The organism is Collinsella aerofaciens, assembly GCF_015554145.1.
Taxonomy (GTDB): Bacteria; Actinomycetota; Coriobacteriia; order Coriobacteriales; family Coriobacteriaceae; genus Collinsella; species Collinsella aerofaciens_AA.
In genome coordinates this window covers 148,065-170,791 of the sequence record NZ_JADNHZ010000001.1, presented here as the reverse complement: position 1 = coordinate 170,791, position 22,727 = coordinate 148,065, and the positions used below count along the sequence as shown (strand labels likewise).

Below are 22,727 nucleotides of genomic sequence, written 5' to 3'. Positions count from 1 at the left end.
ATATCGATGGTAGCCGACTCGTCTTCTTGCGACTATAGATGCCGTAGACTAATCGCAAGAAAGGACTCGGTATGCAAACCACGCACATGGCGACCCCGGTACTGGAGGTCGCGCATCTCGAAAAGGTATATGGAGCGCTGGGCAACGTGACCCGCGCGCTCAACGACGTCAGCTTTACCGTCAACCGCGGCGAATTCGTTGGCATCATGGGCGCCTCGGGCTCGGGCAAGTCGACGTTGCTCAACTGCGTCTCGACCATCGATAGCGCCACAAGTGGCACGATCCGCATCAACGGCCAGGACGTGACGCGCATGAAGCAGGCCAAGCTTTCGCAGTTTCGCCGCGAGGAGCTCGGCTTTATCTTCCAGGATTCCAACCTGCTCGATACGCTCACGGCACGCGAGAACATAGCCCTGCCGCTCACCATCGCCCGTGTGAATTCGGCCGAAATCTCGACCCGCGTGCAGGACGTGGCCGCGCGTCTGTCCATCAGTCAGGTGCTCGACAAGTATCCCTACCAGATGTCCGGCGGTCAGCAGCAGCGCGTTGCCGCGGCTCGCGCGCTCGTCACCGACCCCACTATGATTATGGCCGACGAGCCCACCGGCGCCCTCGATTCCAAGAGCGCCCGTTTGCTGCTCGAGAGCCTGGAGGCTCTTAACCGCCGTCTACGCGCCACCGTGCTCATGGTCACGCACGACAGCTTTGCCGCCAGCTACACGAGCCATGTGCTGTTTATTCGCGACGGCAAGATCTTCACCGAGCTGCGCCGCGGCGACACCGATCGCCGAGAGTTCTTCGACCGCATTATGGAGGTCGTTGCCATGATGGGCGGTGAGGGCTCCGATGCTCTGTAAACTCGCTTGGGGTAACGTCCGCCGCGCCGGCCGCGACTACCTCGTCTACCTTTTGACGCTCACCCTGGGTGTCACGGTCTTCTATGCCTTCAATACCGTCTCGATGCAGGTCGACATTGCCGGAATCGATGAAGAGGGCTTGGCGCAGGTTATGGGCAGCATGCTCGGCGACCTGACGTACTTTTTGGCCGGTGTCATGGCCTTTTTGATGGTGTATGCCAATAACTTCATCATGAAACGCCGCAAGAAGGAGTTTGGCCTGTATCAGGTGCTCGGCATGGGGCGCGGACGCGTCGCCACGATCATGGCGCTCGAGACGGTGATTGTCTCGGTCGTGGCCTTTGTCGCCGGCATTGTGCTGGGTGTGGGACTCTCCCAGCTCATGACGTTCTTTACGGCCTCGCTTTTTAAGACACAGATCGCCAATTTCCACTTCTTTTTCTCGGTGCATGCGTTCAATCTGACCCTTGCCTGCATGCTCGTAATGTTTGTGCTTACGCTACTGCTGAACCTTCGCGCCGTGCGTCGTACCAAACTCATCGAGCTTATGGGTGCCGAGCGTCGCAACGAGAGCATCAAGACGCGCAACCCCTGGATTGCGATTGCCATCTTTGCCGTGGGCGTGGTGCTTGTGGGTGTGGCCTATTACCGTCTGCTACGTGATGGGTTCCCGCTAACCGCGACGGACAGCAAGCTGCAAGAGGCCATGAACCAGTTTGGCATTACGACCGCTATGGTTACCGTGGGCACCTTTGCCCTGTTCTGGGGACTCTCGGGCATGCTCATCAAGCTGCTGCAGAGCCTGCGCGGCGTGTATTGGCGCGGCCTCAACATGTTTACCGTGCGCCAGCTTGCGGCCAAGGTCAACACGGTGTGCTTTTCGATGGGCGTCATCGCGATGCTCCTGTTTTTGGCCATCACCTCGGTGACGTGCGGTATGTCGATTGCCAATGTGATGAACGAAAACCTGGAGCGCTATAACCCTGTTGACGTGTCACAGACGTATGTCTATTACACGCCCGATACGCTCGACTACTACAAAGAGTACGTCAATCCGTCTGATGAAGCCGATCGCATGGTGCCGGCCGATACAACGGTCGATTTGTACCCCGCATGGCACGGCAGGGACAGTTCGGCGGACAACAACGACGAGACCGGCAAGAAGGTCGATATCGCCGATGTTGCCGGTGAGCATGTGCAGATCGATTCGTATCTGAGTTACCCGTTTGGCAGCTCGAATCCTTCGGTGACCCCAAGTGAGATGTGCAAGATCATGGGCGAAAAGCTTCCCAAGGCGTTCGGGGGTAGCAATGCCGATACGATGGGTCTGTTTGTGACGCCGGCGAGCCAGTACAACAAACTGCGTCAGATGATGGGTGAGGAGCCGGTGCACATCGGTCACGACCAGTATCTGCTCACGTGTGATATGGGCGGCGAGCTGGTCGACCTGTACACCAAGTATATGGCTGGTGGCCATGCCCTTACCTTGGGCGGGCATACGCTCAAGCCCGCAACCGATAAGTCGGACGAAGATACGGCGGCCATCGCCAACTCGGCGATGGGCAGTAATCCGGGTACCGTCGTCGTTGCCGACGAGCTGTTGTCCCAACTTAATCTGCAGCCGTATTCCAGTAGCCTGCTCGTTAACTACAAACAGGGGATGGATACGACCGAGGCAGACGAGAGCATTAAATACACTCTGCTCGACGATCTGCTCGTTGACGGCAAGAAGCCGGGGTCGTGGGGAACCTTCATCACACGCTCCGAGATGTACACGCAAGCAGCGCAAATGAACGGTCTTATTAGCTGCCTAGCCATCTACATCGGCTTTGTATTGGTCGTTGCATGCGCGGCGATTCTGTCGATCCAGCAACTCTCCAACGTGGCCGATGGCAGCCGCAGCTATCGTGTGCTGGCACAGATCGGCTGCGACGACCGCCAGATTCGCCATTCGGTGATGGCGCAGCAAGCGGTATTCTTCCTGTTCCCGCTGGCAGTGGGCCTAGCGCACTCCTTTCTGGCACTTAAGGTGATCATCGAGCTGGTGAGCATATTCGGAAATATGAGCATCGGCGGCACCGTGGGCCTCACCTGTGCGATCTTCCTGGCAGCCTATGGTGGCTACTTCCTGGTGACGTACCTCATGAGCGCCGGCATGGTACAAGCTGCCATCGCCACCCGCTACAGCGAGTAACAAGCGGGCAAAACCGTCGCAAAACCAACGCGAACAGCCGCCGCGAACGGGGTCCGGACCCTTTTCGCGGCGGTTTTTTGTCTATCGGATGCCTCTCAGATGCAAGTGAGTAGACTTTTTTGGACTTGTCGAGCACACCGCGCCAAACGCTCAATAAAACCGCAGGTCAGGGCGGTGGTGTTTTGGGGCGTGCTCGGCATCCCGCCAAAAGCCTACTCACTTGGTTTTACTGCTAGAAAACCGCCGCGAGGGAAAGTAGCTCCCTCGCGGCGGTTTTGGCATTTGCCCAGATAAAACCTGCCAAAATAAACCTGTCCCTTTTTGGTAGGTTATCGTTTCCAAAAGTGGAGGATGAGCGTCGTGCGGTTTTGCTGCTCAGTTTTGACCAGGATGTTGTGGATATGGGTCTTGACGGTGCCCACGGCAAGGAAGAGCTCGTCAGCGATCTCTTGGTTCGATTTGCCCAACACAACCAGACGCATGACTTCGGTTTCGCGGTTGGAGAGCTTGTAGGCGTTGCGATAGAAGGGCATCTGCTCTTCGATGTGTCGATCAAGATCGCTGACGTTCTTTTCCTCGGGCGCCTCCTGCATGCGAATCGAAAGCACGTGATAGGCATAGATGATCAGCAGAATCGCAAAGTAGCACGCAAAGATGTTCTCGCTAAAGTTGCGCTCGGACAGGTACAGCTGCAGCCAAGAGGGTGCCAGGCTCATGGGAACAACAAGGATGTTGTAGAAATCCTCGGCAACGATGCACCCGACCAGAATGGCGCCGATAATGAGGTGCTTTCGTTGATTGTTGACGCGCGCCTTAAGCTCGACCTGCGTGCTTTTATGCGCCGTCCAAAAGATATACAGTCCCACAAATACAAGGAATACCTGACGCATCGTGTAGTAGAGCCATTGATGCATGGGGCCGTAGGGGACAGCGACAATGACCAGCAGCTCGCTCAGGAAGAACGTTGCGACGGGAATAACAAACTGCTTTTTTGAATGTTTGTCGAGCAAGTCCATGGCAATGAGCCAGATAAAAGCTTGTGAAGCGGTCGCCACAAGGGTCCGCAACACAGGCATGGTAATTGAGTAATAGTCGCTGGCTGGAAAACTCTGGTTTTGCAACGTGTATTCAAAAAAGAAGATCTCGGTCATCTCGATGGCATAGCAAATAAAAACGCCGCTGCCATAGATAAAGAAGCGTCGACGAGACGAGGCATAGGCGGCAAGCGAAAGCACTGCCGTCACAATACAGATCACGAGTATCGCTAGGGTATAGAAGAACATCAGGGTGTTCATCTGCCACCGTCCCATCTCATTTCATCTATGGCCGAGCCCTGTATACCTTGTGGGATATAGACGTCTCAACCCTTCGTTCCATTGCGGATTAGGCGCCGAGATACAGCATAGCCGTATACCGTTCGCGGTTCTAGATAGTAAACCCCCTGCAAGCTGGCTACCTGCGGGTTTATATTGGTTTAGAGGGGGTGTAACTCCGTGAACGGTCTTTAATCCCGAATAAACTAGGTAAAAATTGCATACGGGTGAATGATGGTCTTGTCAACACGAGGCGTGATGTTCGAGCGCCTCATAGCAATAGTCGGCACGACCGGCGGAAAGGAATCGACATGGCGCTGCCTAAGGATTTCATCGACACCAACGACTTCACCAAAGAGCAGATCCTGGCTATCGAGGATCTTGGCCTGGCAATGAAGAAGGCCATCAAGGTTGACGGTTATTATCCGCACCTGCTCCGCAACCAGAGCCTTGGCATGATCTTCCAGCAGGTTTCCACCCGCACCCGTCTTTCCTTCGAGACCGCTATGACCGACCTCGGCGGCCATGCTCAGTTCTATGGCCCTGGCACCATCCAGCTCGGCGGTCACGAGTCCCTGGGCGACACCGCTCGCGTTATGGGCTCGCTGCTCGACATCATGATGGCTCGCGTTGACCGTCACAAGGACGTCGTCGGCCTCGCCGAGGGCTCCGCTGTGCCCGTCATCAATGGCATGTCCGAGTTCAACCATCCCACGCAGGAGATGGGCGACCTCATGACCATGCTCGAGAACCTCCCCGAGGGCAAGAAGATCGAGGACTGCACCCTGGCCTTCATCGGCGACGCCACCCAGGTCTGCGTCTCCCTCATGTTCATCGCCTCCAAGGTCGGCATGAAGTTTGTCCAGTTTGGACCCAAGGGCCACCAGATCCCCGACGGCGGCCTGCACGTTGGCACCGTTGAGGAGCGCGCCGAGTTCGGCAAGCAGATGATGGCCATCGCCGAGGAGAACTGCAAGGTCTCCGGCGGCTCCGTCGTCATCTCCGACGACATCGAGTGCATCAAGGGCGCCGACTTCATCTACACCGACGTGTGGTATGGCCTGTACGACGAGGAGGTCTCGGGCGAGAACTACATGGACGTGTTCTACCCCAAGTATCAGGTCACCATGGACATGATGAACTTCGCCGGCCCCAACTCCAAGTTCATGCACTGCCTGCCGGCCACTCGCAACGAGGAAGTCGTCGACGAGGTTATGGACGATCCCGAGCGCTCCCTGTGCTGGGTCGAGGCCGAGAACCGCAAGCACTCCATCCGTGCTCTCCTCGCTGCCCTGGGCAAGCGCACCCCGCTCAACGACGAGGGTGTCGAGTACTCCGCCAAGGCCGAGCTTCACGCCGCTCTCGAGGCTCTCGAGCAGCTCTAAGCCTTAAGCCTGCTAAACGCACGTTTGCGGGCGGCGGATGCTCGTCTCCTGTCGCCCGCTCACCGAGGCTCAGGCAATTGCCTTAGTACCTTGGGCCTCGGATCTGTCCAAGACTGAGCGAAGGAGCTCATCATGAGCGACGGAAAGAAAAAGCTTTCCTTTTTGACGGTCATTTCGACCATCATCTGCGTCGTCTTCGTTTGCGAGGCCGCCGCTCCTGCTGCTGCCATTGGCAACCAGCAGTTCTTCTGGTGGATCTTCCTGATCCTGACCTTCCTGCTTCCTTATGGCATGGTTGTTGCCGAGCTCGGCACCACCTATGACGGCGAGGGCGGCATTTACGACTGGGTACGCGATGGCCTGGGCGACAAATGGGGCGCCCGCATCTCGTATTACTACTGGGTCAACTACCCGCTGTGGATTGCCTCGCTGGCTACCATGTTCCCCGACATTTTGGGCATGGTCTTTGGCGTTGAGTTCAACTTGATCGCCAAGATGGGTATCGATCTTGCCTTTGTGTGGATCGTCTACCTCATGGGCCGCTCCAAGGCGGCCGACTCCGAGTGGGTCCTTAACGGTGGCGCCATCATCAAGGTCGCCGTCGCCGTTATCGTTGGCGCTTTGGGCATTTGGTATGCCATGGAGAACGGTTTTGCGAACGACATGTCCGCTGCCACCTTCCTGCCCGAGCTCACCAACACCAACGCTCTCGGTTACCTGTCGATCATCATCTTTAACTTCATGGGCTTCGAGGTCATCTGCACCATGACCGATGACATGGCCGATCCCGCTCGCGATATTCCCAAGGCTATCATCGTCGGTGGCCTGTCCATCGCCGTGATCTACCTGTTCGCTGGCTTTGGCATCGGCGCTGCTGTGCCGGCCGATTCCATCGACCCCGACTACGGCATGATTTATGCAGTCCAGACCATGGTGGGCGACTCCATGATCTTTAAGGTCATCTGCATTGCCTTCCTGATCACCCTGTTCGCCAACATGGCTGCTTGGTCCTTCGGCGTTAACTCCGTTGCTCGCTACGCTGCCGAGCACGGCAACATGCCCAAGGTCTTCGCCTCGATGATCTCTGATGACGACATGCCCAACGGTGCCAACCTGGTCAACGCCGTCGTTGCCTCCCTGGTGCTGTGCCTGCAGCTCGTTCCCATCGATGCCATCTCCAACGGCGTCTTCTGGATGCTCTTCGGCACCTCCGTCGTCTTCCTGCTGCTGACCTACATCCCGATGTTCCCGGCGTTCCTCAACCTTCGCAAGAACGACCCCGACCGCGAGCGCATCTTCACGTTCCCGTTTAAGGGTGCCATGATGAAGGTCATGCTGGCCATCCCTTGCATCGAGCTGATCCTGGCCATCGTTGCAACGCTGGTGCCGTTCTCTGCCGCTGAAATTGGCGACAAGCTCCCGATGATCGTTATCTTCATCGTGCTTCTGCTCATCGGCGAGGTTGTCCGCGTCGTCAGCGCTAAGGGCCGCGAGACCGAGTACAAGGGCCTCACTCCCGAGCTGGCAGCTCAGCGTCTCGCTGAGGAGGCCGCCGAGGCCGAGGAGAACTAGAGCACCCGGTTCTGGTGCTCCAACCCTCCTCGCGTACCAACGTGCGCTTCGTCGGGCTTGTCGCTCCCGACTCCAGGCACTCTAGCCTCTTCGAGGGCGTGCCCAAAGCGACAAATTTGCTCACTATTTCCTGGGGCGGGTGCGAGCGATAGCTCCGGTAACCACCGCCCGCCCCAACCTCTCTCTCGTATCCTTCGTGCGTTTGTCTCCACGCACTTGGTTACGTTGCCGCTCGTCGGTGCGGCTCCGTGAAAACCGGCACCGGGCGCCCCGACCTTTGCCGGGGGACGGGCGCCCACTATCTCTTGGTTTTAGGCTGCGGGTAATCCGCCCGCGGCAAACGATCGTTCGATTTGGAGGAAATCTTATGCGTACGATCACCGAGTCCGAGTCCACCCCCAAGGCCGACGGCTTCTTTATGCCCGCCGAGTTCGCCCCGCAGGATCGCGTGTGGATGGGCTGGCCCCACCGCACCGACACCTGGGCCCACGGCGCCAAGCCGGCTCAGAAGCAGTATGCCGCCATCGCCCGCGCCATCTCCGAGTTCACCCCGGTCTATATGTGCGCCAACCAGGTCGACTATGCCAACTGCAAGGCCGTCTTCGAGAACGACGAGAACGTCACCGTTATCGAGATGACCACCGACGACGCCTGGTTCCGCGACACCGCCGCCACCTACGTCATCAACGGCAAGGGCGAGAAGCGCGCCAACCACTGGCACTTCAACGCCTACGGCGGCCTCGTCGACGGCCTGTACTTTCCGTGGGACAAGGACGAGCAGATCGCCCTCAAGATGGCTGAGCTCTCCGGCTGCCGTCGCTATCGTCCCGACGACATGATCCTCGAGGGCGGCTCCATCACCGTCGACGGCGAGGGCACCCTTGTCGTGACCGACCAGTGCCTGCTTTCCCCGGGCCGCACCTGCTCTGCGGTTCTGGAGGAGGAAGAGGATCCCGAGTCCATCTGGCCCAAGTTCCACAAGAAGTTTGAGCCTTGGAGCGAGGAGCTTCGCGCCTACATGGACGAGCACCTCAAGGATTACCTGGGTGTCGAGAAGGTCATCTGGGTCAAGGAGGGCATCGACCCCGAGGAGACCAACGGTCATATCGACGACGTTGCCACGTTCATCGCTCCGGGCGTCATGGCCTGCATCTGGACCGACGATCCCGAGTATCCGTTCTACGAGCAGTGCCACGCTGCCTACGAGACCCTCTCCAACGCCGTTGACGCCAAGGGCCGCAAGATGAAGGTCTACAAGCTCTGCATGCCCGTGAACCCGCTGTTCATGGACCAGGCCTCCTGCGACACCATCGACGCCGACGAGAACGCCGAGCCGCGCGTCCCCGACGAGCCGCTGATCGCGTCCTACATGAACTACCTGGTCACCAACCACGGCGTCATCGTCCCGCAGTACGGCGACGAGAACGACCAGCTGGCCGTCGACACGCTCCAGAAGATCTATGACGAGGTCTGGGGCGAGGGCGTCTACAAGTGCGTCGGCGTCCAGTCCGAGCAGGTCGTCTTCGGCGGCGGCAACATCCACTGCATTACGCAGCAGGAGCCGTCCGCGTAATTGTCTGGCTTCCCGAGGCACGGCACCTTGCCCTTCAATCGTCGGGCATGACCCTTAAGGTCTATGCCCTCCTCTTTCAGGGCAATCTGCCGCACCTCGGAAACCCAGCCGATCAATCGGACAGTCGATGAATCGCACCGTGACCATCTCGGGGCATTGATGGTCGGTTTATTCGATGTCTTGGTCGGCTGGGTTTTTCTTTGGGCACTCCGTTGCCTCCACTTCGGAGTGCCCGCCTCTTTGATTGAGTACGCGTCTGATCTGGGATTTATTGCGGGTTAGGCCAATTGTTCGCTTGAATATCCCAGGTCAGACGCGTCTTCAATTGCTGATAGTTTCCGGTTGCGAGCGCGACCGTTTTGATCGGAGTATCTATGTACCAGCGTATCGTTATCTACATGCGCCTGTTCCGCGAGCGTTGGTCCAACAATTGCATCCTCTCTTCTCTTTGGGATGGCACCTGCACCGGTGACGCGGCCTGCAACCCTACCTTGGGCTGCGCCTTCGGTACAGATGCCATCCTTTTTGCTGTAGGGGGAGCGTGTCGTGGCAGGTAAAAAGTTCTCCCTGTTCGAGGTCATCCTCTCGGTTATCTGCGTTGTCTTTACCATCGAGGCGGCCGCTCCGGCATCTGCCATGGGTAACGTGCAGTTCTTCTGGTGGATCTTCCTCATCATTACGTTTTTGCTTCCCTATGGCCTGGTGGTGGCCGAGCTCGGTACGGCGTTCGATTCCGAGGGCGGTCTGTACGATTGGGTTCGCCTGGGCTTGGGCGACCGTTGGGGCGCCCGCTGCTCCTGGTGCTATTGGGTCAACTTTCCACTGTGGGTGGCAAGTATCGCTTGCATGTTCCCCAGTGTCATCAATGCGGTATGGGGCATCGAATTTTCGCTTGGGGTCCGAATTGCCATCGAGCTTGCCTTTGTGTGGGGCGTCACGGTCATGGCAATGCAGCCGGTGGCCGAGGCCGATTGGGTCATGGATGGCGGCGCCGTCATCAAGGTGCTCATTACCGCCGTGGTGGGAATCGTCGGCATCTGGTTTGCCTGCAATAACGGCTTTGCCAACGATATGTCGTTTAAGACCTTTGTCCCCGATCTGGGAGACACTAACTCACTGACGTATCTTTCAATCATCCTATTCAACTTTATGGGCTTTGAGGTGGTCGCGACCTTTGCCAGCACGATGAAGAATCCATCGCGCGATATCCCCAAGGCGGTTATCGCCGGTGGCGTTGCCATCGCGGCGATCTACATTATCTGTGGCATCGGTATTGGAGCCGCGGTTCCCACCGAGCAGCTTTCACTCGATTCGGGCATTGTGGACGCGGTTGCCGCCATGGTGGGGCGCGCTCACCCGCTGACGATGGTCGTGGGCGTGGCCTTTTTGGTGACGCTGTTCGCCAACATGATCTGCTGGAGTTTTGGCGTCAACAACGTGGCGAGCTATGCCGCGCGCCACGGCAACATGCCGCGCCCCTTTGCGCTGGTGTCCAAGAAGACCGGCATGCCCAACGGCTCAGCACTCATTAACGGTTGTTTTGCCAGCTTGGTGCTGCTACTTCAGATTCCGCTGGGCGAAGGTTCCGACGTCTTTTGGGTCTTCTTCTCGATGAACGTCGTCTTTCTGCTCATGAGCTATATCCCGATGTTCCCGGCGTTTTGGCGCCTGCGTAAATACGACGACCGCCCACGTGTGTTCCGCGCGCCCTTCGAGGGCAAGGTGCTTGCGGTAGCGCTTGCGGTGCCGGTGGTAGAGCTCGTGCTTTCGATTGTTGCGACAATCGTGCCGCTTAACAGCTCGCCCGCCGAGATGTCAAAGTTGCCGATCCTCATGGGTGTGGTGATCGGCGTGTTGCTGGGCGAGGTTTCGCGCCTCATATCGCGCCGCGGCCGCAGCATCGACAATCCCGGCGTTGGCGCAAGGGGGACAGGTCGCTTTGCGCCAAAACAGTAGCGCCGCGAGTTGTGCGGTGCTAGTTGCATCTTGGATTACTGCTCACGCTGCTCGGGATCAGATGCGAGCTTGGGTGCAAAGTAGGGGACGTGGCCCAGGTAGGGGCAGCTGTCCTCGCGTGATTCGACGACGCAGGGGATATCTTCGTAGGTGAGTGAGTCGCTCAGGCGGGCGATGGTCTTGGCGGCAGGAGCGACGAGCATCTTGAGCGGTGCGATAGGCGCCATGGCATCTCCTTTCTTGCATGCGACCCGTGTTTTGGCGCGAATGTATACGCCGCCAGTCTAGCATTCCGCCGAGGAGAGCTCCAAACCACCACAAAGGGGATGGGCAGATGCAAGTGAGTAGACTAATTTGGATATGCCGAGCATATCGCGACAAATGCTCAATAAAACCGCAGGTCAGAGCTGCGGCATTTTGGGACGTGCTTGGCCTCCTGCAAAAAAGCCCACTCACTTGGTTTTTTCTGTTAGAAGACCGCCACGAGGGAAGGCAGCTCCCTCGCGGCGGCTGACATTTGCCCAGATAAAACCTGCCAAAATAAACCTGTCTACTCTTTGAGCCAGAGCCGACACTAATTCAAATGGCGAAATCGAAGGGCGTTCTCTGCATGGAGGGCGCCCTTTTTTATCGCGGGATGTTTTGCGTGGCAGTCATGAGGCCCAGGCGGTTGCTGACGCCGAGCTTGCGATAGATGGCGTTGACATGCTTCTTGACGGTTGACTCGCTTATGAATAGCTCGTTTGCCATCTGTTTGTTCGTTTTGCCGTCGAGCATGAGCCGCATGACTTCGGCTTCGCGCGGTTGGATATTGTGTTCTGTAATGAAAGCATTTAGCTGGTTTGTGTCTTCTGTCTGGGTGAGTTTAATGCCCCGAGGATAGAGGTTGGCGAGCGCGAGGCTCGCGTGCCGAGCGACTTCGAGCAGGATTGCGAGCTCGGTGTCGGTGAAGTCTCCGGCCGTGCGTTCGCGAAACAGGGTGATGCTTCCAAGTGGTAGGTTGTTGTGAGCGAGCGTGGCCGTACAGCCAAAGTAGACGCCCTGCGGTTCCATCCATTTGCGATAGATGGGCGTGGCATCGCGTCGCTTGACGTCGACGAGGTCGAGGTCGCGGTAGACGCCGACCTTATGTAGGTCAAAGCTCCATGTTGTATAGTCCATCGCGGCGTAGCGGTTGTAGTAGTCGCTCAGCGCGCGGTCGTCCATTCCGCTGCTTGCGGGGTGGACGTAGCATGGCGCATCACTGCTCGCCGCTTCGATCAGGTCGAACATGGCGATCCGATGGGGCACGAGCCCTATCGTTCCCTCGAGGGTCTCCTTTTGCAGCTTATCGACACCGTGTGATGCGTGGATTGCAAGCGCGAGCTCGTTGAGAGCAGTCCAGGTCGTACTGTCCAACTCAATAGTCTGCTGTTTATTGCATGGGGGCATAGGGCGTCCTTTCCATTGCGGAACCCAGTATGTCATGTTCTCGGCCTGAATAGAACTTTAGGTCAGCGAATGGTATACCGTCGATCGCTGAAAGGGGCTCGAGGGACCATTGAGAACATCTCGGTGCGGCCGCATCATGGTCTCGTCAAGCAAAAGCACCGAGATTTAGGAGCTTGAAATGAAGACCATCTACGAGAGTGAGTCCACACCTAAGAAGGACGGGTTCTATATGCCCGGCGAGTATGAGGAACAGGAGCGCACCTGGATTCTGTGGCCGCACCGCTCCGACGTGTGGCGCTGCGGCGCCAAGCCGGCGCAAAAGGTCTTCACCGAGATCATCAAGACCATTGCACGTTTTCAGCCCATCACTGTGGGCGTCAACACCGAAGACTTCCCCGCGGTGTGTGAGATCTTCGACGGCGTTGAGAACGTGCGCGTTATCCACATGGAGTACAACGACAGCTGGATTCGCGACCCCGGCCCGGCGTTCCTTGTTAATGACAATGGTGAGGTTGCTCTTTCGCACTTCCACTTTAATGCTTACGGCGGTTTCATTGACGGCCTGTATTTCCCGTGGGACAAGGACGCTTCTATTGGCCTGCAGGTGGCACAGCTCGAGCAGGTTAACCGCTATCGTCCCGAGGATTACATCCTCGAGGGCGGCTCGTTCAACTGTGATGGTCAAGGCACCGTCGTGACCACCGAGATGTGTCTGCTCAACGAGGACCGCAACCCGCAGTACACCAAGGAGCAGATTGAGGAGAAGCTTTCTGAGTATCTCGGTATCGAGAAGGTTATCTGGATCAAGGACGGTATCGATCCGTACGAAACGAACGGTCATGTGGACGACGTCGCATGCTTTAGTGCGCCCGGCGAGGTCTGCTGCATGTGGACCGATGATCCCAACCATAAGTTCTACAAGGAGTGCCAAGAGGCGTATAAGACGCTTTCCGAGACGACGGATGCCCGTGGCCGCAAGCTCAAGATCCACAAGGTGATTATGCCTGCGACCTCGGTATATATGACCGAGGAGGAGGCATCGACCATCGATCCGGTCGAGGGTGTGCTGCCGCGTACTCCCGAGGACGCCTTTGAGCCCAGCTACCTCAACTTCTTGCCCATCAACGGGGCGGTGCTGGTGCCACAGTTTGGCGACCCCAACGATGCCCAGGCACTCAAGGATATCCAAGCCGCCTATCCGGATCGCGAGGTCATCGGCATCATGACGCGCGAGGTCATCTATGGTGGCGGCAACATCCACTGCATCACCCAACAGCAGCCCAAGGCGCGCTGCAAGTAGAGGCGGTTGCAGGCACACGGGGTAGTGTCGATATGACCTGGGGCCCGCTGGCGCACACGCTGGCGGGCCCTTTTGCGTGCGGCGGGCAGCGTTGCACGCGGGCACTCGGGTCTAAGCGAGGGTACCAGGGGCCTTGCTTATCGTCGATAGTTGGTCTAGAATCGTCGATAGTCGATGATAGGGGGTAGCATGCAGCTTGTTGAAAGTGAAACCGTGGAGTTCAAGTGCACATTTACCCCTAAGCTGCTCAAAGCCGTGGTGGCGTTTGCCAATTCGAATGGCGGTACCTTGTATATCGGAATCGACGATTTTGGCAGCATCGTCGGCGTGGACGATATCGATGCCACCATGCTTCAATGCTCTAATGCAATAACCGATGGCGTGTATCCCGACGTTTCTGAAATCACGACGGTCTCCGCATTGGACATCGATGGCGTAGCGTTGGTGAAAATCGAGGTGGAAGCGGGTCCTCACAAGCCGTACTGCCTGTGCTCGAAGGGATTTGTTCCCGCCGGGGTATATCGGCGCCTAGGTCCTGCCAACGTGCCCATCGAGATGGCCCAGATCCGCTCGATGATCAAGCGCACCGACGGCGATTATTTTGAGACCGCGCGCTCTCATGAACAGAGCTTGACGTTTTTTGAAGCCGAGCGGGTCTTTAGGCGCGCGGAGATTACGTTTGACCAAACCTCTCAAAAGAATCTCGGCCTTATCGATGAGCTGGGCTTTTACACCAATTTGGCACTGCTGGTCTCTGACCAAAACCCCTTTGCAGTCCGCGCTGGCCTCTTCAACGACGATGCGTATACCGAGTTTATCGACCGTCAGGATGGCGAGGGCTCGATCTTCAGGCAGATAGAGGATATCGAACGGTTCCTCAATATATCGAACGCAACGCGTATGTACTTTGTGCCGGGAAGGCTCGATCGCATAGATAAGGACGACTATCCCCGCGAGGCTGTTCGAGAGGGAATTCTGAACTTGTTTATCCATCGCGACTACGAATCTTCGGTGGCGTCTCTTATCAAGATGAGCCGTACGGCGCTTGAATTTACCAATGCGGGAGGGCCGCAGCACATCAGCGTCGAGGAGGCGCTTGCGGGCGGCTCGGACGCTCGGAATCCAAAGCTGCAACTGCTCTTTTTGCGTCTGGGGATGGTTGAGGCGTTTGGAACGGGCCTCAAGGGGATTCGTGCGCTCTATGAGGCGGAAGGGTTGGAACCCGAGGTCTGCGCCTACCCTGCAATGTTTAGGTTGTCGCTGCCCAACGTCAACGCCGTGCGCAATTCCTATCTGACGCCTCGTGGCAATAGCGGTCCCAACTTGCGTGGGGATTACAGCGATTATGAGCAGCTCGAGCGGGAAGGGGCGTTGCCGCCCGATGTTTCGCAGGCGTTTGCATCCGTGCGAGCGCAGCGAGAGGGGCGCGTGTCGATGAATGGCGACTGCGGCCACGAGGTGCGTGCCAAGCTCGTGGAGGAGCTTGGCTTTGATGTTGCGTGCAAGGCGTCCGCGATGCTACAGGATGTCTCGGACGAGCGACGTGGTGGATACGCTCGCACCTTGATTCGCTTTGCCCTTGAGCGGCCCCGCGGTTTTACGCGCCAGGATGCTTCGGACGCCCTGGGAACTGGGCGCGACGTGACGCTGCGGGTTATCAACGGTTTGCTTGAGGAAGGCGCACTCGTTAAAGAGGGGCGCGCTCGGGCGACGAGATATCGCGCTGTCGGACAGGTTTAGGGACGGGCGGTCCGGCCCCTGGGTTATTCCTGGGCAGAGGCCAAGGGCCGGGTGCCCGGCTCGCCTTGATTGAAGGGGTACTTAGAGCGTGTCTCCGTACATATAGACGATAAATCCGTCGCCGGTGTCCTGGCTGTGATCCTCCAGGATGCGCTTCATGTTGAGGTGCTCGTAGAACTGCCAATCGGAGTTGCAGTCGCTCATCAGGAAGAATTTGGTGCACCCGGCTTTGGCGAGTTCGGCGCGCGCAAGGTCGATGAGCGCACGGCCGAGCCCCTTGCCCTGCCATTCGGGCACGATGATGATCAGGTTGATCTGGCCCTGGGCATATTCGTTGCCCGTGGCGGCAAAGCGGTCGGCTGTTGCCTTCTCGCGGCTATCGCCAAAGAGCGAGCCTTCGAGCTTGGCATCGGCGGTCTTTGCCATCTCGGTTGCCTGGGCGAACATCTCGTTGTAGCAGGGCTCCCACGTGGGATTGGTGCGTGGTTTGCCGTCTTCGAAGATGCCGATGCAGCAAGCGGCGATGATGCGGCCTTCAGCTTCGGCAACGAGCGCGATGGGGGAGCGCTGCAGCTGCATGGCGATGTTAAAGCGCGCACAGAAATCGGCGGCTTCGACGTCGCCTCGGTTGCGCAGCGTGTTGCACCACAGCTGGTTGTAGATGGCGGCGATGCCGGCCAGGTCATCGAGCGTGGCGGCACGCAGAGTTACGTTGTCAAGGCTCATGGGGGCTCCTTCCAAGTTGGGTCAGGCCACTTCTGAGTGTGACATGGCCGCAGGGCGCCCGCATCAATCATTCGGCAGACGAGCCCCGATACCTCGGGGACGGAGAGGTGGCAATTGGGTAGTCATTGGGGATGTTCTTAAACGACCAGTCAAACAAGAGCGTCCCCAACGACTACCTAGCTGCCAGATTTGGCAACGCCGATGTCTTGGTAGTGCCAGCGAGCGACGTCCAGGGCGAACAAGTTGGCATGAAAAAGGCAAGGCATAGACCTTCTGGTCATGCCTTGCCTTTTGAATGACAAATTGTCGCCCTGGGCGGCGCGCAGCGTCGAGCCGTTACGCGGTTTGGTAAAACCGCGTAACCTAGATCCGCTCTGCGATCTCGTGGATGAGGTAATCGGTCTTTTCCCAGCCCAGGCACGGGTCGGTGATCGACTTACCAAAGACACCGCCATCGACCGGCTGGTTGCCGTCCTCAAGGTAAGACTCGATCATAAAGCCCTTGACCAGCTTGGAGATGGACTCGTTGCGGCGGCAACTGTCGAGCACCTCCTTGCAAATGCGGTACTGCTCCAGCGGGCGCTTGCCCGAGTTGTCGTGGTTGCAGTCGATGACCGCCGCCGGGTTGGCGTAACCGGCATGCTCGGTGTAGCGCTCGGCCAGGCGCTCCAGGTGCTCGTAGTGGTAATTGGGGTAGGTACGACCGTCGAGACCGATGTAGCCACGCATAACGGCGTGCGCGAGCGGGTTGCCGTCGCACTCGACCTCCCAGTTGCGGAAGATAAAGCTCTGATGTGCCTGGGCGGCGTAGATGGAGTTGAGCATAACGGTGGTGGAACCGGCGGTGGGGTTTTTCATGCCCACAGGCACCGAAATGCCGCTCGACACCAGACGATGCTCCTGGTTCTCGACCGAGCGCGCGCCCACGGCGACGTAGCTCAGCAGGTCGACGAGGTACTGGTAGTTGGACGGGTAGAGCATCTCGTCGGCGGTAAAGAAGCCAGTCTCCTCGATGACGCGCAGGTGCATGTGGCGGATGGCCTTAACGCCTTCAAGCAGGTCATCGGGCGCCTCGGGGTCGGGGTTGTGCAGCAGCCCCTTGTAGCCGGTGCCCTTGGTGCGCGGCTTGTTGGTGTAGACACGCGGAATGATGATGAGCTTGTCCTTGACCTCTTCGGCGACCTTGGCCAGTCGGTTCATGTACTCAAGCACCGAGTCCTCGCGGTCGGCAGAGCACGGGCCGATGATGAGCACCTTGCGTGCGTCCTCGCCGGTAAAGACCTTGGCGACCTCGGCGTCGAATGCCTGCTTTTTGGCGGTAAGCTCGGCGGAAAGCGGCATTTCCTCGCGGATCTCCATGGGGATCGGCAGCCTGCGCTTGAATTCCATGGCCATATGGGGCCTCCTTTATCAATTAACGGCAACAATTGGCGAATTCTCGAATGCTCGGCATTATCCGCTGTCGCACGCTAAAGTGCAAGTGAAACTTGCCGAAAAGGGACGGGTTTATTTTGGTCGGTTTTATCTGGGGAAATGTCGGCGCTCGCCGGAAGGGGAGGGCCAACGTACGGCACGCTGGAGCAAGTTGGATCTTCTGCGGCATACCCTGTGGACAAAAAATGGCAAATATGAGTACTGTTGCTAGCGTAGTATCATATCGATCTTACAAGATAATAGACACAACAGTAAATATGTTCATTAACGTTGGCACACAGAAGCATGCTACCGGGCATTTTGATCAATTTGAAGGCATATCTAGGCTGCAATGAGGTCGTTTGGGGCAGTTTTGGCTGTTACTAAAAAGGTGACAGTACTCATATTTGCCATTTTTTGTCCACGGGGCCTTGAGGGAGGGCGTCAATCAGGTCCCAGGGGAGGCGGTTCGAGGGCTGCAAAACAAAAACGGGGACGCAGATTGTCCTGCGTCCCCGTTCTCGGGCGTTATTCGTTCCCTGCGGCAGAATTTACGCCGCTTCGTCGAACTGCGAATTGTACAGGTCGGCGTAGAAGCCGCCTTGGGCGAGCAACTCGTCGTGCGTGCCCTTCTCGACGATGTCGCCGTCGCGAATCACCAAGATCACGTCGGCGTTGCGGATCGTGGACAGGCGATGCGCGATGACAAAGCTCGTGCGGCCCTGCATCAGCGCATCCATGGCGCGCTGAATAAGCTCTTCGGTACGGGTATCGACGTTGGAAGTCGCCTCGTCCAAAATCAGCGCCGGACGGTCGGCCAAAATGGCGCGGGCGATGGTCACGAGTTGGCGCTGGCCCTGTGAGAGGTTGGTGCCCTCCTCATTGATCATAAAGTCGTAGCCGCCGGCGAGCGTATGGATAAAGTGGTCGCAGCGTGCGGCGCGTGCAGCGGCCTCGACCTCGGCGTCGGTCGCATCGGGGCGTCCGTAGAGGATGTTCTCGCGGATGGTGCCGTTAAACAGCCAGGTGTCCTGCAGCACCATGGCAAACTCGCCGCGCAGCGCCGCGCGGTCCCAGTCGCGCACGTCGACGCCTTCGACGCGCAGCGAACCGCCGTCCACGTCGTAAAAGCGCTGCAGCAGCTTAATGAGCGTGGTCTTGCCGGCGCCGGTGGGCCCGACGATGGCGATGGTCTGGCCGGGCTGCGCCTCGCAGCTAAAGTCGTGGATGATGGTCTTGTCGGGCGTGTAGCCAAACTTGACATGGTCAAACTCCACGTGGCCGGGGCGCTTTTCGGGAATCTGCGCGTTGGCCTTCTGCTCCTCCTCGGGCGCGGCTAGGAACTCAAAGACGCGCTCGGTGGCGGCTGCCATCGACTGCATCGTGTTGCTCACGTTGCCCAGCTGCTGCACCGGCTGCGTAAAGTTGCGCACGTACTGGATAAAGCTCTGGATGTCGCCGGGCGTGGCATTGCCGGTCAGCGCGAGCTGCGCGCCCACCACGACGACGCCCACGTAGCCCATGTTGCCCACCAGGCTCATAAGCGGCATCATCAGGCCCGACAGGAATTGCGAACGCCAGCCGCTAATAAAGAGGCGGTCGTTTTGACGGTCGAACTCCTCGATCGAGGCCTCGGCGCGGTCGAACACCTGAATGACGTTCTGGCCGGCAAAGTCCTCCTCGATAATGCCGTTGACGGTGCCCAGGACCTGCTGCTGCTCGCGGAAGTACGGCTGCGAGAAGTGAATCATTACGGTCAGGATAATCGCGGCTGCCGGCAGCGTGAGCACGGTGACGCCGGTGAGCGGCAGACTGATCGACAGCATCATGACGAGTACGCCGATAATCTGCGTTACCGACGTGATGAGCTGCGTCACGCTTTGGTTGAGCGACTGGCCGAGCGTATCGACGTCGTTGGTGATGCGGCTGAGCACGTCGCCCTTGCTGTGGCCGTTGAAGTAGCTCATCGGAACGACAGCGATCTTGGCGGCGATCTCCTTGCGCATGCGGTAGCAAATCTTTTGCGTGACGCCGGTCATAAGCCAGCCTTGGATGAGGCTGCAAATAGAGCTTGCCAGATACAGGCAGAGCAAAAAGCCAAGCGTCTTGGCGATCCAGGCAAAGTCAACGTCGCCGGTACCGTTTACCTTGGCAACCAGGCCCTCGAACAGCTTGGTCGTAACCTGGCCAAGTACTTTGGGCCCCACAATGTTAAAGATGACCGAGCACACGGCAAAGGCGACGGCGGCAAACACGGCAATCTTGTGCTGGCCGATATAGCCGAGCAGCTGCCTCATGGTGCCCTTAAAGTCCTTGGCCTTTTCGCCGCGACGCATGCCGCCCATGCGGCCCATGGGACCACGCTGGCGGGTGGGCTTGGGAATCTGAGTCTTGGTCTCGTCTGCCATTAGCGCTCGCCTCCTTCCATGACGGCTGCAATTTCTTCTTGGGTAAGCCCCAGCTCCTCGGCGGAAAGCTGCGACTGTGCGATCTCCAGGTACGCCGGGCAGCTGCGCAGCAGCTCCTCGTGCGTGCCGGTGCCCACCACGTGGCCGTCGTCGAGCACGATGATTTGATCGGCGTGCATGATGGTCGCGATGCGCTGGGCCACGACCACGAGTGCGGCGTCGGTAACGTTTTTGGCCAGCTCTTCGCGCAGGCGCGCGTCGGTCTTGTAGTCGAGGGCGCTAAACGAGTCATCGAACACCACAACCTCGGGCTTTTTTGCCAAGGCGCGGGCGATGGCCAGACGCTGGCGCTGACCGCCCGAGACATTGGAACCGCCCTGGCTGATGGGGGAGTTGTAGCCGCCCTCGCGCTCGGCGATAAAGTCCTCGGCCTGTGCGATGCGTGCCGCCCGGTGCATGTCCTCGTCGCTCACCATGTCGCCGGCAAACTTGAGGTTGCTCTCGACGGTGCCCGAGAACAGACGCCCCTGCTGCGGGATGTATCCAATGCGGCCGCGCAGCTCGGAAAGGGTCATGTCGCGCACGTCGATGCCGTCGAGCGAAATGCTGCCGCCCGTGACGTCGTATAAGCGCGGGATCAGCTGCACGAGCGTAGATTTGCCCGAGCCCGTGGAGCCAATGATGCCGAGCATCTGACCGGCATGCGTGGTGAAGTTCACGCCGCTGATGACATCGGCGCGGGCATCGGGATACTGGAAGCTCACGTCGCGGAAGCACAGCTCACCGCGCGGCGCGCTGGTCGCAGGCAGTTTGGGCGAGGCAGGGTCGTTGATGCTCGTGGGACAAGTGATGACCTCTTCTACGCGCTCGGCTGCGACCTCGGCGCGGGGCAGGATGACCGAAACCATGGTGAGGATCATAAACGCCATGACGATCTGCATGGTGTAGGAGATAAACGCCATCATGTTGCCGACCTGCATCACGCCGTCGGACACGCCCTGCGCGCCAAACCAGACGATAAGCACGGTGATGCAGTTCATGACCAGCATCATGAGCGGCATCATAAAGCTCATGGCTCGGTTGGTGTAGAGCTGCGTGGTCATCAGGTCGAGCGAAGCCTTGTCAAAACGCTCGAGCTCATGCTCCTCGCGGTTGAACGAGCGGATAGGCATAAGGCCGTCGAGCAGCTCGCGGGCGGTAAGGTTCACGCGGTCCACGTAACTTTGCATCTTTTTGAACTTGGGCATGGTGAGGCCCATGAGCACGCCGACGACGGCCGAGACCGCGATGATGGCAACGGCGATGGTCCACTCCAGGCCGGTATGGTTGGCCAGGACGCGCATGACGGCGACGATGCCCATGACGGGGGCCATCAGACACATGCGGATAAACAGGGTTGCGGCCATCTGGATCTGCTGAATGTCATTGGTGCAGCGGGTGATGAGCGAGGCCTGGCTAAACTTGCCCACCTCGGCCGGCGAGAAGTGCATAACCTTGTTGAAGGTCTCGCGGCGCAGGTCGCGGGCGATGGAGCAGGCAGTGCGCGAAGCAACGGCACCGGTCAGGATGGTGGCGACCAGCGACACCAGACACAGCCCAAACATCGTGGTCGCCATGCGGCCCAGGTAGGCGTTCTGCACGTCGGCGGGGTCGATGCCCTGTGCCTTGTACTCGTCCTGTACATAGCTCACGGCGCGTTGGGTCACGATGGAGCCCGACATGGAGCCCATTTTGTCCGCCATATCGTTGGCGCCCTCGACGAGCTTGCCCTGGTCGATTAGGCCGCCTTCAACGCCTAGACGCAGACCCTTCATGGTGATCTTACCGCCGTCGGCATCAATCTGCTTTTGCATATTCTGCGCCGCTGCGGCCTTCTGCTGCATCTCGGCGAGCTGCTCGGGCGTCATCGCCGCCATTTGCTCGGGCGTGGGCATGGCCTGAGCGGCGTCGCTGTCTTTCTCGCTGGACGTGCCGGTCATGTCGCCCATGGAGTCGGCGTCGATGCCCTGGTTGAAGGCGAGCACGACGGTCTCAGGCAGGCTCATAATGTCGGCAATCTTGCTGCCGTCGGCACGCTCTTCCTCGGTGCCCTTGTACGTTCGAATGCCGTTCTTGTCTGCCTTGCCAAACACGGCCTCCACAGCTTTGGCGTCCTTGGCGCGCATAAAGAGTTCGAGGTCGTCGAGCGATTCGGCGCGAATGGTGTCGGGCACGGGCGAGGCAATGCCGCCTTGCTGCACGCCCACGTCGACGATGTCGCTCATATAGGTAGGCAGCGCCAGGTCGGCGTTGCAGCTGATTACGATAAGTACGATAGCTGCGAACAGTGCCAGGACATGCTTTTTAAAGAGCTTGAGAATCCTCACTCGGCATCTCTCCTTTCTTGATTGCGGTCGATAATTTCGTTGGCACGTCTTAGAAGGCGCACCATCTCTTGGGTATCTGTTTCGCCGAGCTGCTCGAGGAAAGCCGCGGTGCGCTCCTCGAATTCCCGGCGTTTGATTTCGAGATCCTGGAATCCCTTGTCGGTCACTATGACGTGTACGCGACGACGGTCGGTCTTTGAATGCTCGCGCTCAATCCAACCCTTGGCCTCGAGGGCGCGCAAGATATTGGCGATGCGGGCGCTCGAGACCCAGGCACGATCAGCGAGTTCGCTCGGCGTGAGCGAACCGCCAGCGAGCATGAGGGCGCGCATGACGGCCATCTCGCCGCTGAGAACTTTGTCCACAAAGCGCGAAACGCGCTGGTGAATGCCGCCAAACTCAGTAAGGAGCTGACGTCCAAGCTCATGGAAATCGGTATCTTCCACCGAAAACCCCTAACACTAGAAACTATTTTCGGTGAAAGATGATACCC

Annotated in this window: 16 protein-coding genes; 8 read left to right on the top strand and 8 right to left on the bottom strand. The window is 58.5% G+C overall.

The window, feature by feature from the left end; genetic code table 11:
• Positions 1–71 precede the first annotated feature (71 nt).
• Entirely contained in the window at positions 72–857 is a 786-nt protein-coding gene (locus I2E13_RS00765) for an ABC transporter ATP-binding protein (protein WP_271817554.1), read from the top strand.
• Complete coding sequence (locus I2E13_RS00760; protein WP_195403900.1) at positions 847–3,051, top strand: ABC transporter permease; 2,205 nt, start codon at positions 847–849, stop codon at positions 3,049–3,051. The genes I2E13_RS00765 and I2E13_RS00760 overlap by 11 nt, the downstream gene beginning before the upstream one ends.
• A gap of 329 nt (positions 3,052–3,380) precedes the next feature.
• On the opposite strand, the gene I2E13_RS00755 is transcribed toward I2E13_RS00760, so the two are convergent.
• On the bottom strand, positions 3,381–4,346 hold the full coding sequence (locus I2E13_RS00755) for a response regulator transcription factor (RefSeq protein WP_158558644.1): 966 nt from the start codon (positions 4,344–4,346) through the stop codon (positions 3,381–3,383).
• Between the two features lie 329 nt (positions 4,347–4,675).
• Here I2E13_RS00755 and ptcA point away from each other — a divergent pair, with 329 nt between their 5' ends.
• The 4 genes from ptcA to I2E13_RS00735 all read left to right on the top strand — a co-directional run bounded on the left by ptcA (position 4,676) and on the right by I2E13_RS00735 (position 10,850).
• Complete coding sequence (ptcA, locus tag I2E13_RS00750; RefSeq protein ID WP_117736104.1) at positions 4,676–5,749, top strand: putrescine carbamoyltransferase; 1,074 nt, start codon at positions 4,676–4,678, stop codon at positions 5,747–5,749.
• Between the two features lie 132 nt (positions 5,750–5,881).
• Complete coding sequence (locus tag I2E13_RS00745) at positions 5,882–7,321, top strand: APC family permease (protein WP_117774343.1); 1,440 nt, start codon at positions 5,882–5,884, stop codon at positions 7,319–7,321.
• A gap of 367 nt (positions 7,322–7,688) precedes the next feature.
• The gene (locus I2E13_RS00740; protein ID WP_117635777.1) at positions 7,689–8,894 is read left to right on the top strand and encodes an agmatine deiminase family protein; all 1,206 of its coding nucleotides are present in this window, start codon (positions 7,689–7,691) and stop codon (positions 8,892–8,894) included.
• A 546-nt stretch (positions 8,895–9,440) separates the two neighbouring features.
• Positions 9,441–10,850, top strand: coding sequence for an APC family permease (locus I2E13_RS00735; RefSeq protein ID WP_117774345.1), 1,410 nt, complete (start codon positions 9,441–9,443; stop codon positions 10,848–10,850).
• Positions 10,851–10,885: 35 nt separating this feature from the next.
• On the opposite strand, the gene I2E13_RS00730 is transcribed toward I2E13_RS00735, so the two are convergent.
• The gene (locus I2E13_RS00730) at positions 10,886–11,077 is read right to left on the bottom strand and encodes a hypothetical protein (protein ID WP_117629864.1); all 192 of its coding nucleotides are present in this window, start codon (positions 11,075–11,077) and stop codon (positions 10,886–10,888) included.
• A 400-nt stretch (positions 11,078–11,477) separates the two neighbouring features.
• Positions 11,478–12,281: a helix-turn-helix transcriptional regulator gene (locus tag I2E13_RS11180; protein ID WP_271817553.1), complete on the bottom strand. Its 804-nt coding sequence runs from the start codon at positions 12,279–12,281 to the stop codon at positions 11,478–11,480.
• A 178-nt stretch (positions 12,282–12,459) separates the two neighbouring features.
• Between I2E13_RS11180 and aguA the strand changes: the two genes are divergently transcribed.
• Positions 12,460–13,581: an agmatine deiminase gene (gene aguA / locus I2E13_RS00720; RefSeq protein ID WP_195403899.1), complete on the top strand. Its 1,122-nt coding sequence runs from the start codon at positions 12,460–12,462 to the stop codon at positions 13,579–13,581.
• A gap of 189 nt (positions 13,582–13,770) precedes the next feature.
• On the top strand, positions 13,771–15,321 hold the full coding sequence (locus I2E13_RS00715) for an RNA-binding domain-containing protein (protein WP_195403898.1): 1,551 nt from the start codon (positions 13,771–13,773) through the stop codon (positions 15,319–15,321).
• 81 nt (positions 15,322–15,402) lie between these two features.
• On the opposite strand, the gene I2E13_RS00710 is transcribed toward I2E13_RS00715, so the two are convergent.
• The 5 genes from I2E13_RS00710 to I2E13_RS00690 form a co-directional block, all read right to left on the bottom strand.
• On the bottom strand, positions 15,403–16,047 hold the full coding sequence (locus I2E13_RS00710) for a GNAT family N-acetyltransferase (protein ID WP_195403897.1): 645 nt from the start codon (positions 16,045–16,047) through the stop codon (positions 15,403–15,405).
• Between the two features lie 363 nt (positions 16,048–16,410).
• A complete protein-coding gene (locus I2E13_RS00705) occupies positions 16,411–17,442 on the bottom strand; it encodes a 3-deoxy-7-phosphoheptulonate synthase (protein WP_118258846.1) in 1,032 nt (343 codons plus the stop codon).
• A gap of 569 nt (positions 17,443–18,011) precedes the next feature.
• Positions 18,012–19,868, bottom strand: a complete 1,857-nt coding sequence (locus I2E13_RS00700; protein ID WP_195403896.1) for an ABC transporter ATP-binding protein — start codon at positions 19,866–19,868, stop codon at positions 18,012–18,014.
• Complete coding sequence (locus I2E13_RS00695) at positions 19,868–22,234, bottom strand: ABC transporter ATP-binding protein (RefSeq protein ID WP_195403895.1); 2,367 nt, start codon at positions 22,232–22,234, stop codon at positions 19,868–19,870. The genes I2E13_RS00700 and I2E13_RS00695 overlap by 1 nt, the downstream gene beginning before the upstream one ends.
• Complete coding sequence (locus I2E13_RS00690) at positions 22,231–22,680, bottom strand: MarR family winged helix-turn-helix transcriptional regulator (RefSeq protein ID WP_117821380.1); 450 nt, start codon at positions 22,678–22,680, stop codon at positions 22,231–22,233. The genes I2E13_RS00695 and I2E13_RS00690 overlap by 4 nt, the downstream gene beginning before the upstream one ends.
• Positions 22,681–22,727 lie beyond the last annotated feature (47 nt).

What these genes read in the sequence shown, in the direction of transcription:
- I2E13_RS00765 (WP_271817554.1), top strand. Translation starts at nt 72, where the DNA reads ATGCAAACCACGCACATGGCGACCCCGGTACTGGAGGTCGCGCATCTC.
- I2E13_RS00760 (WP_195403900.1), top strand. Translation starts at nt 847, where the DNA reads ATGCTCTGTAAACTCGCTTGGGGTAACGTCCGCCGCGCCGGCCGCGAC.
- I2E13_RS00755 (WP_158558644.1), bottom strand. Translation starts at nt 4,346, where the DNA reads ATGAACACCCTGATGTTCTTCTATACCCTAGCGATACTCGTGATCTGT.
- ptcA (WP_117736104.1), top strand. Translation starts at nt 4,676, where the DNA reads ATGGCGCTGCCTAAGGATTTCATCGACACCAACGACTTCACCAAAGAG.
- I2E13_RS00745 (WP_117774343.1), top strand. Translation starts at nt 5,882, where the DNA reads ATGAGCGACGGAAAGAAAAAGCTTTCCTTTTTGACGGTCATTTCGACC.
- I2E13_RS00740 (WP_117635777.1), top strand. Translation starts at nt 7,689, where the DNA reads ATGCGTACGATCACCGAGTCCGAGTCCACCCCCAAGGCCGACGGCTTC.
- I2E13_RS00730 (WP_117629864.1), bottom strand. Translation starts at nt 11,077, where the DNA reads ATGGCGCCTATCGCACCGCTCAAGATGCTCGTCGCTCCTGCCGCCAAG.
- I2E13_RS11180 (WP_271817553.1), bottom strand. Translation starts at nt 12,281, where the DNA reads ATGCCCCCATGCAATAAACAGCAGACTATTGAGTTGGACAGTACGACC.
- aguA (WP_195403899.1), top strand. Translation starts at nt 12,460, where the DNA reads ATGAAGACCATCTACGAGAGTGAGTCCACACCTAAGAAGGACGGGTTC.
- I2E13_RS00715 (WP_195403898.1), top strand. Translation starts at nt 13,771, where the DNA reads ATGCAGCTTGTTGAAAGTGAAACCGTGGAGTTCAAGTGCACATTTACC.
- I2E13_RS00710 (WP_195403897.1), bottom strand. Translation starts at nt 16,047, where the DNA reads ATGAGCCTTGACAACGTAACTCTGCGTGCCGCCACGCTCGATGACCTG.
- I2E13_RS00705 (WP_118258846.1), bottom strand. Translation starts at nt 17,442, where the DNA reads ATGGCCATGGAATTCAAGCGCAGGCTGCCGATCCCCATGGAGATCCGC.
- I2E13_RS00700 (WP_195403896.1), bottom strand. Translation starts at nt 19,868, where the DNA reads ATGGCAGACGAGACCAAGACTCAGATTCCCAAGCCCACCCGCCAGCGT.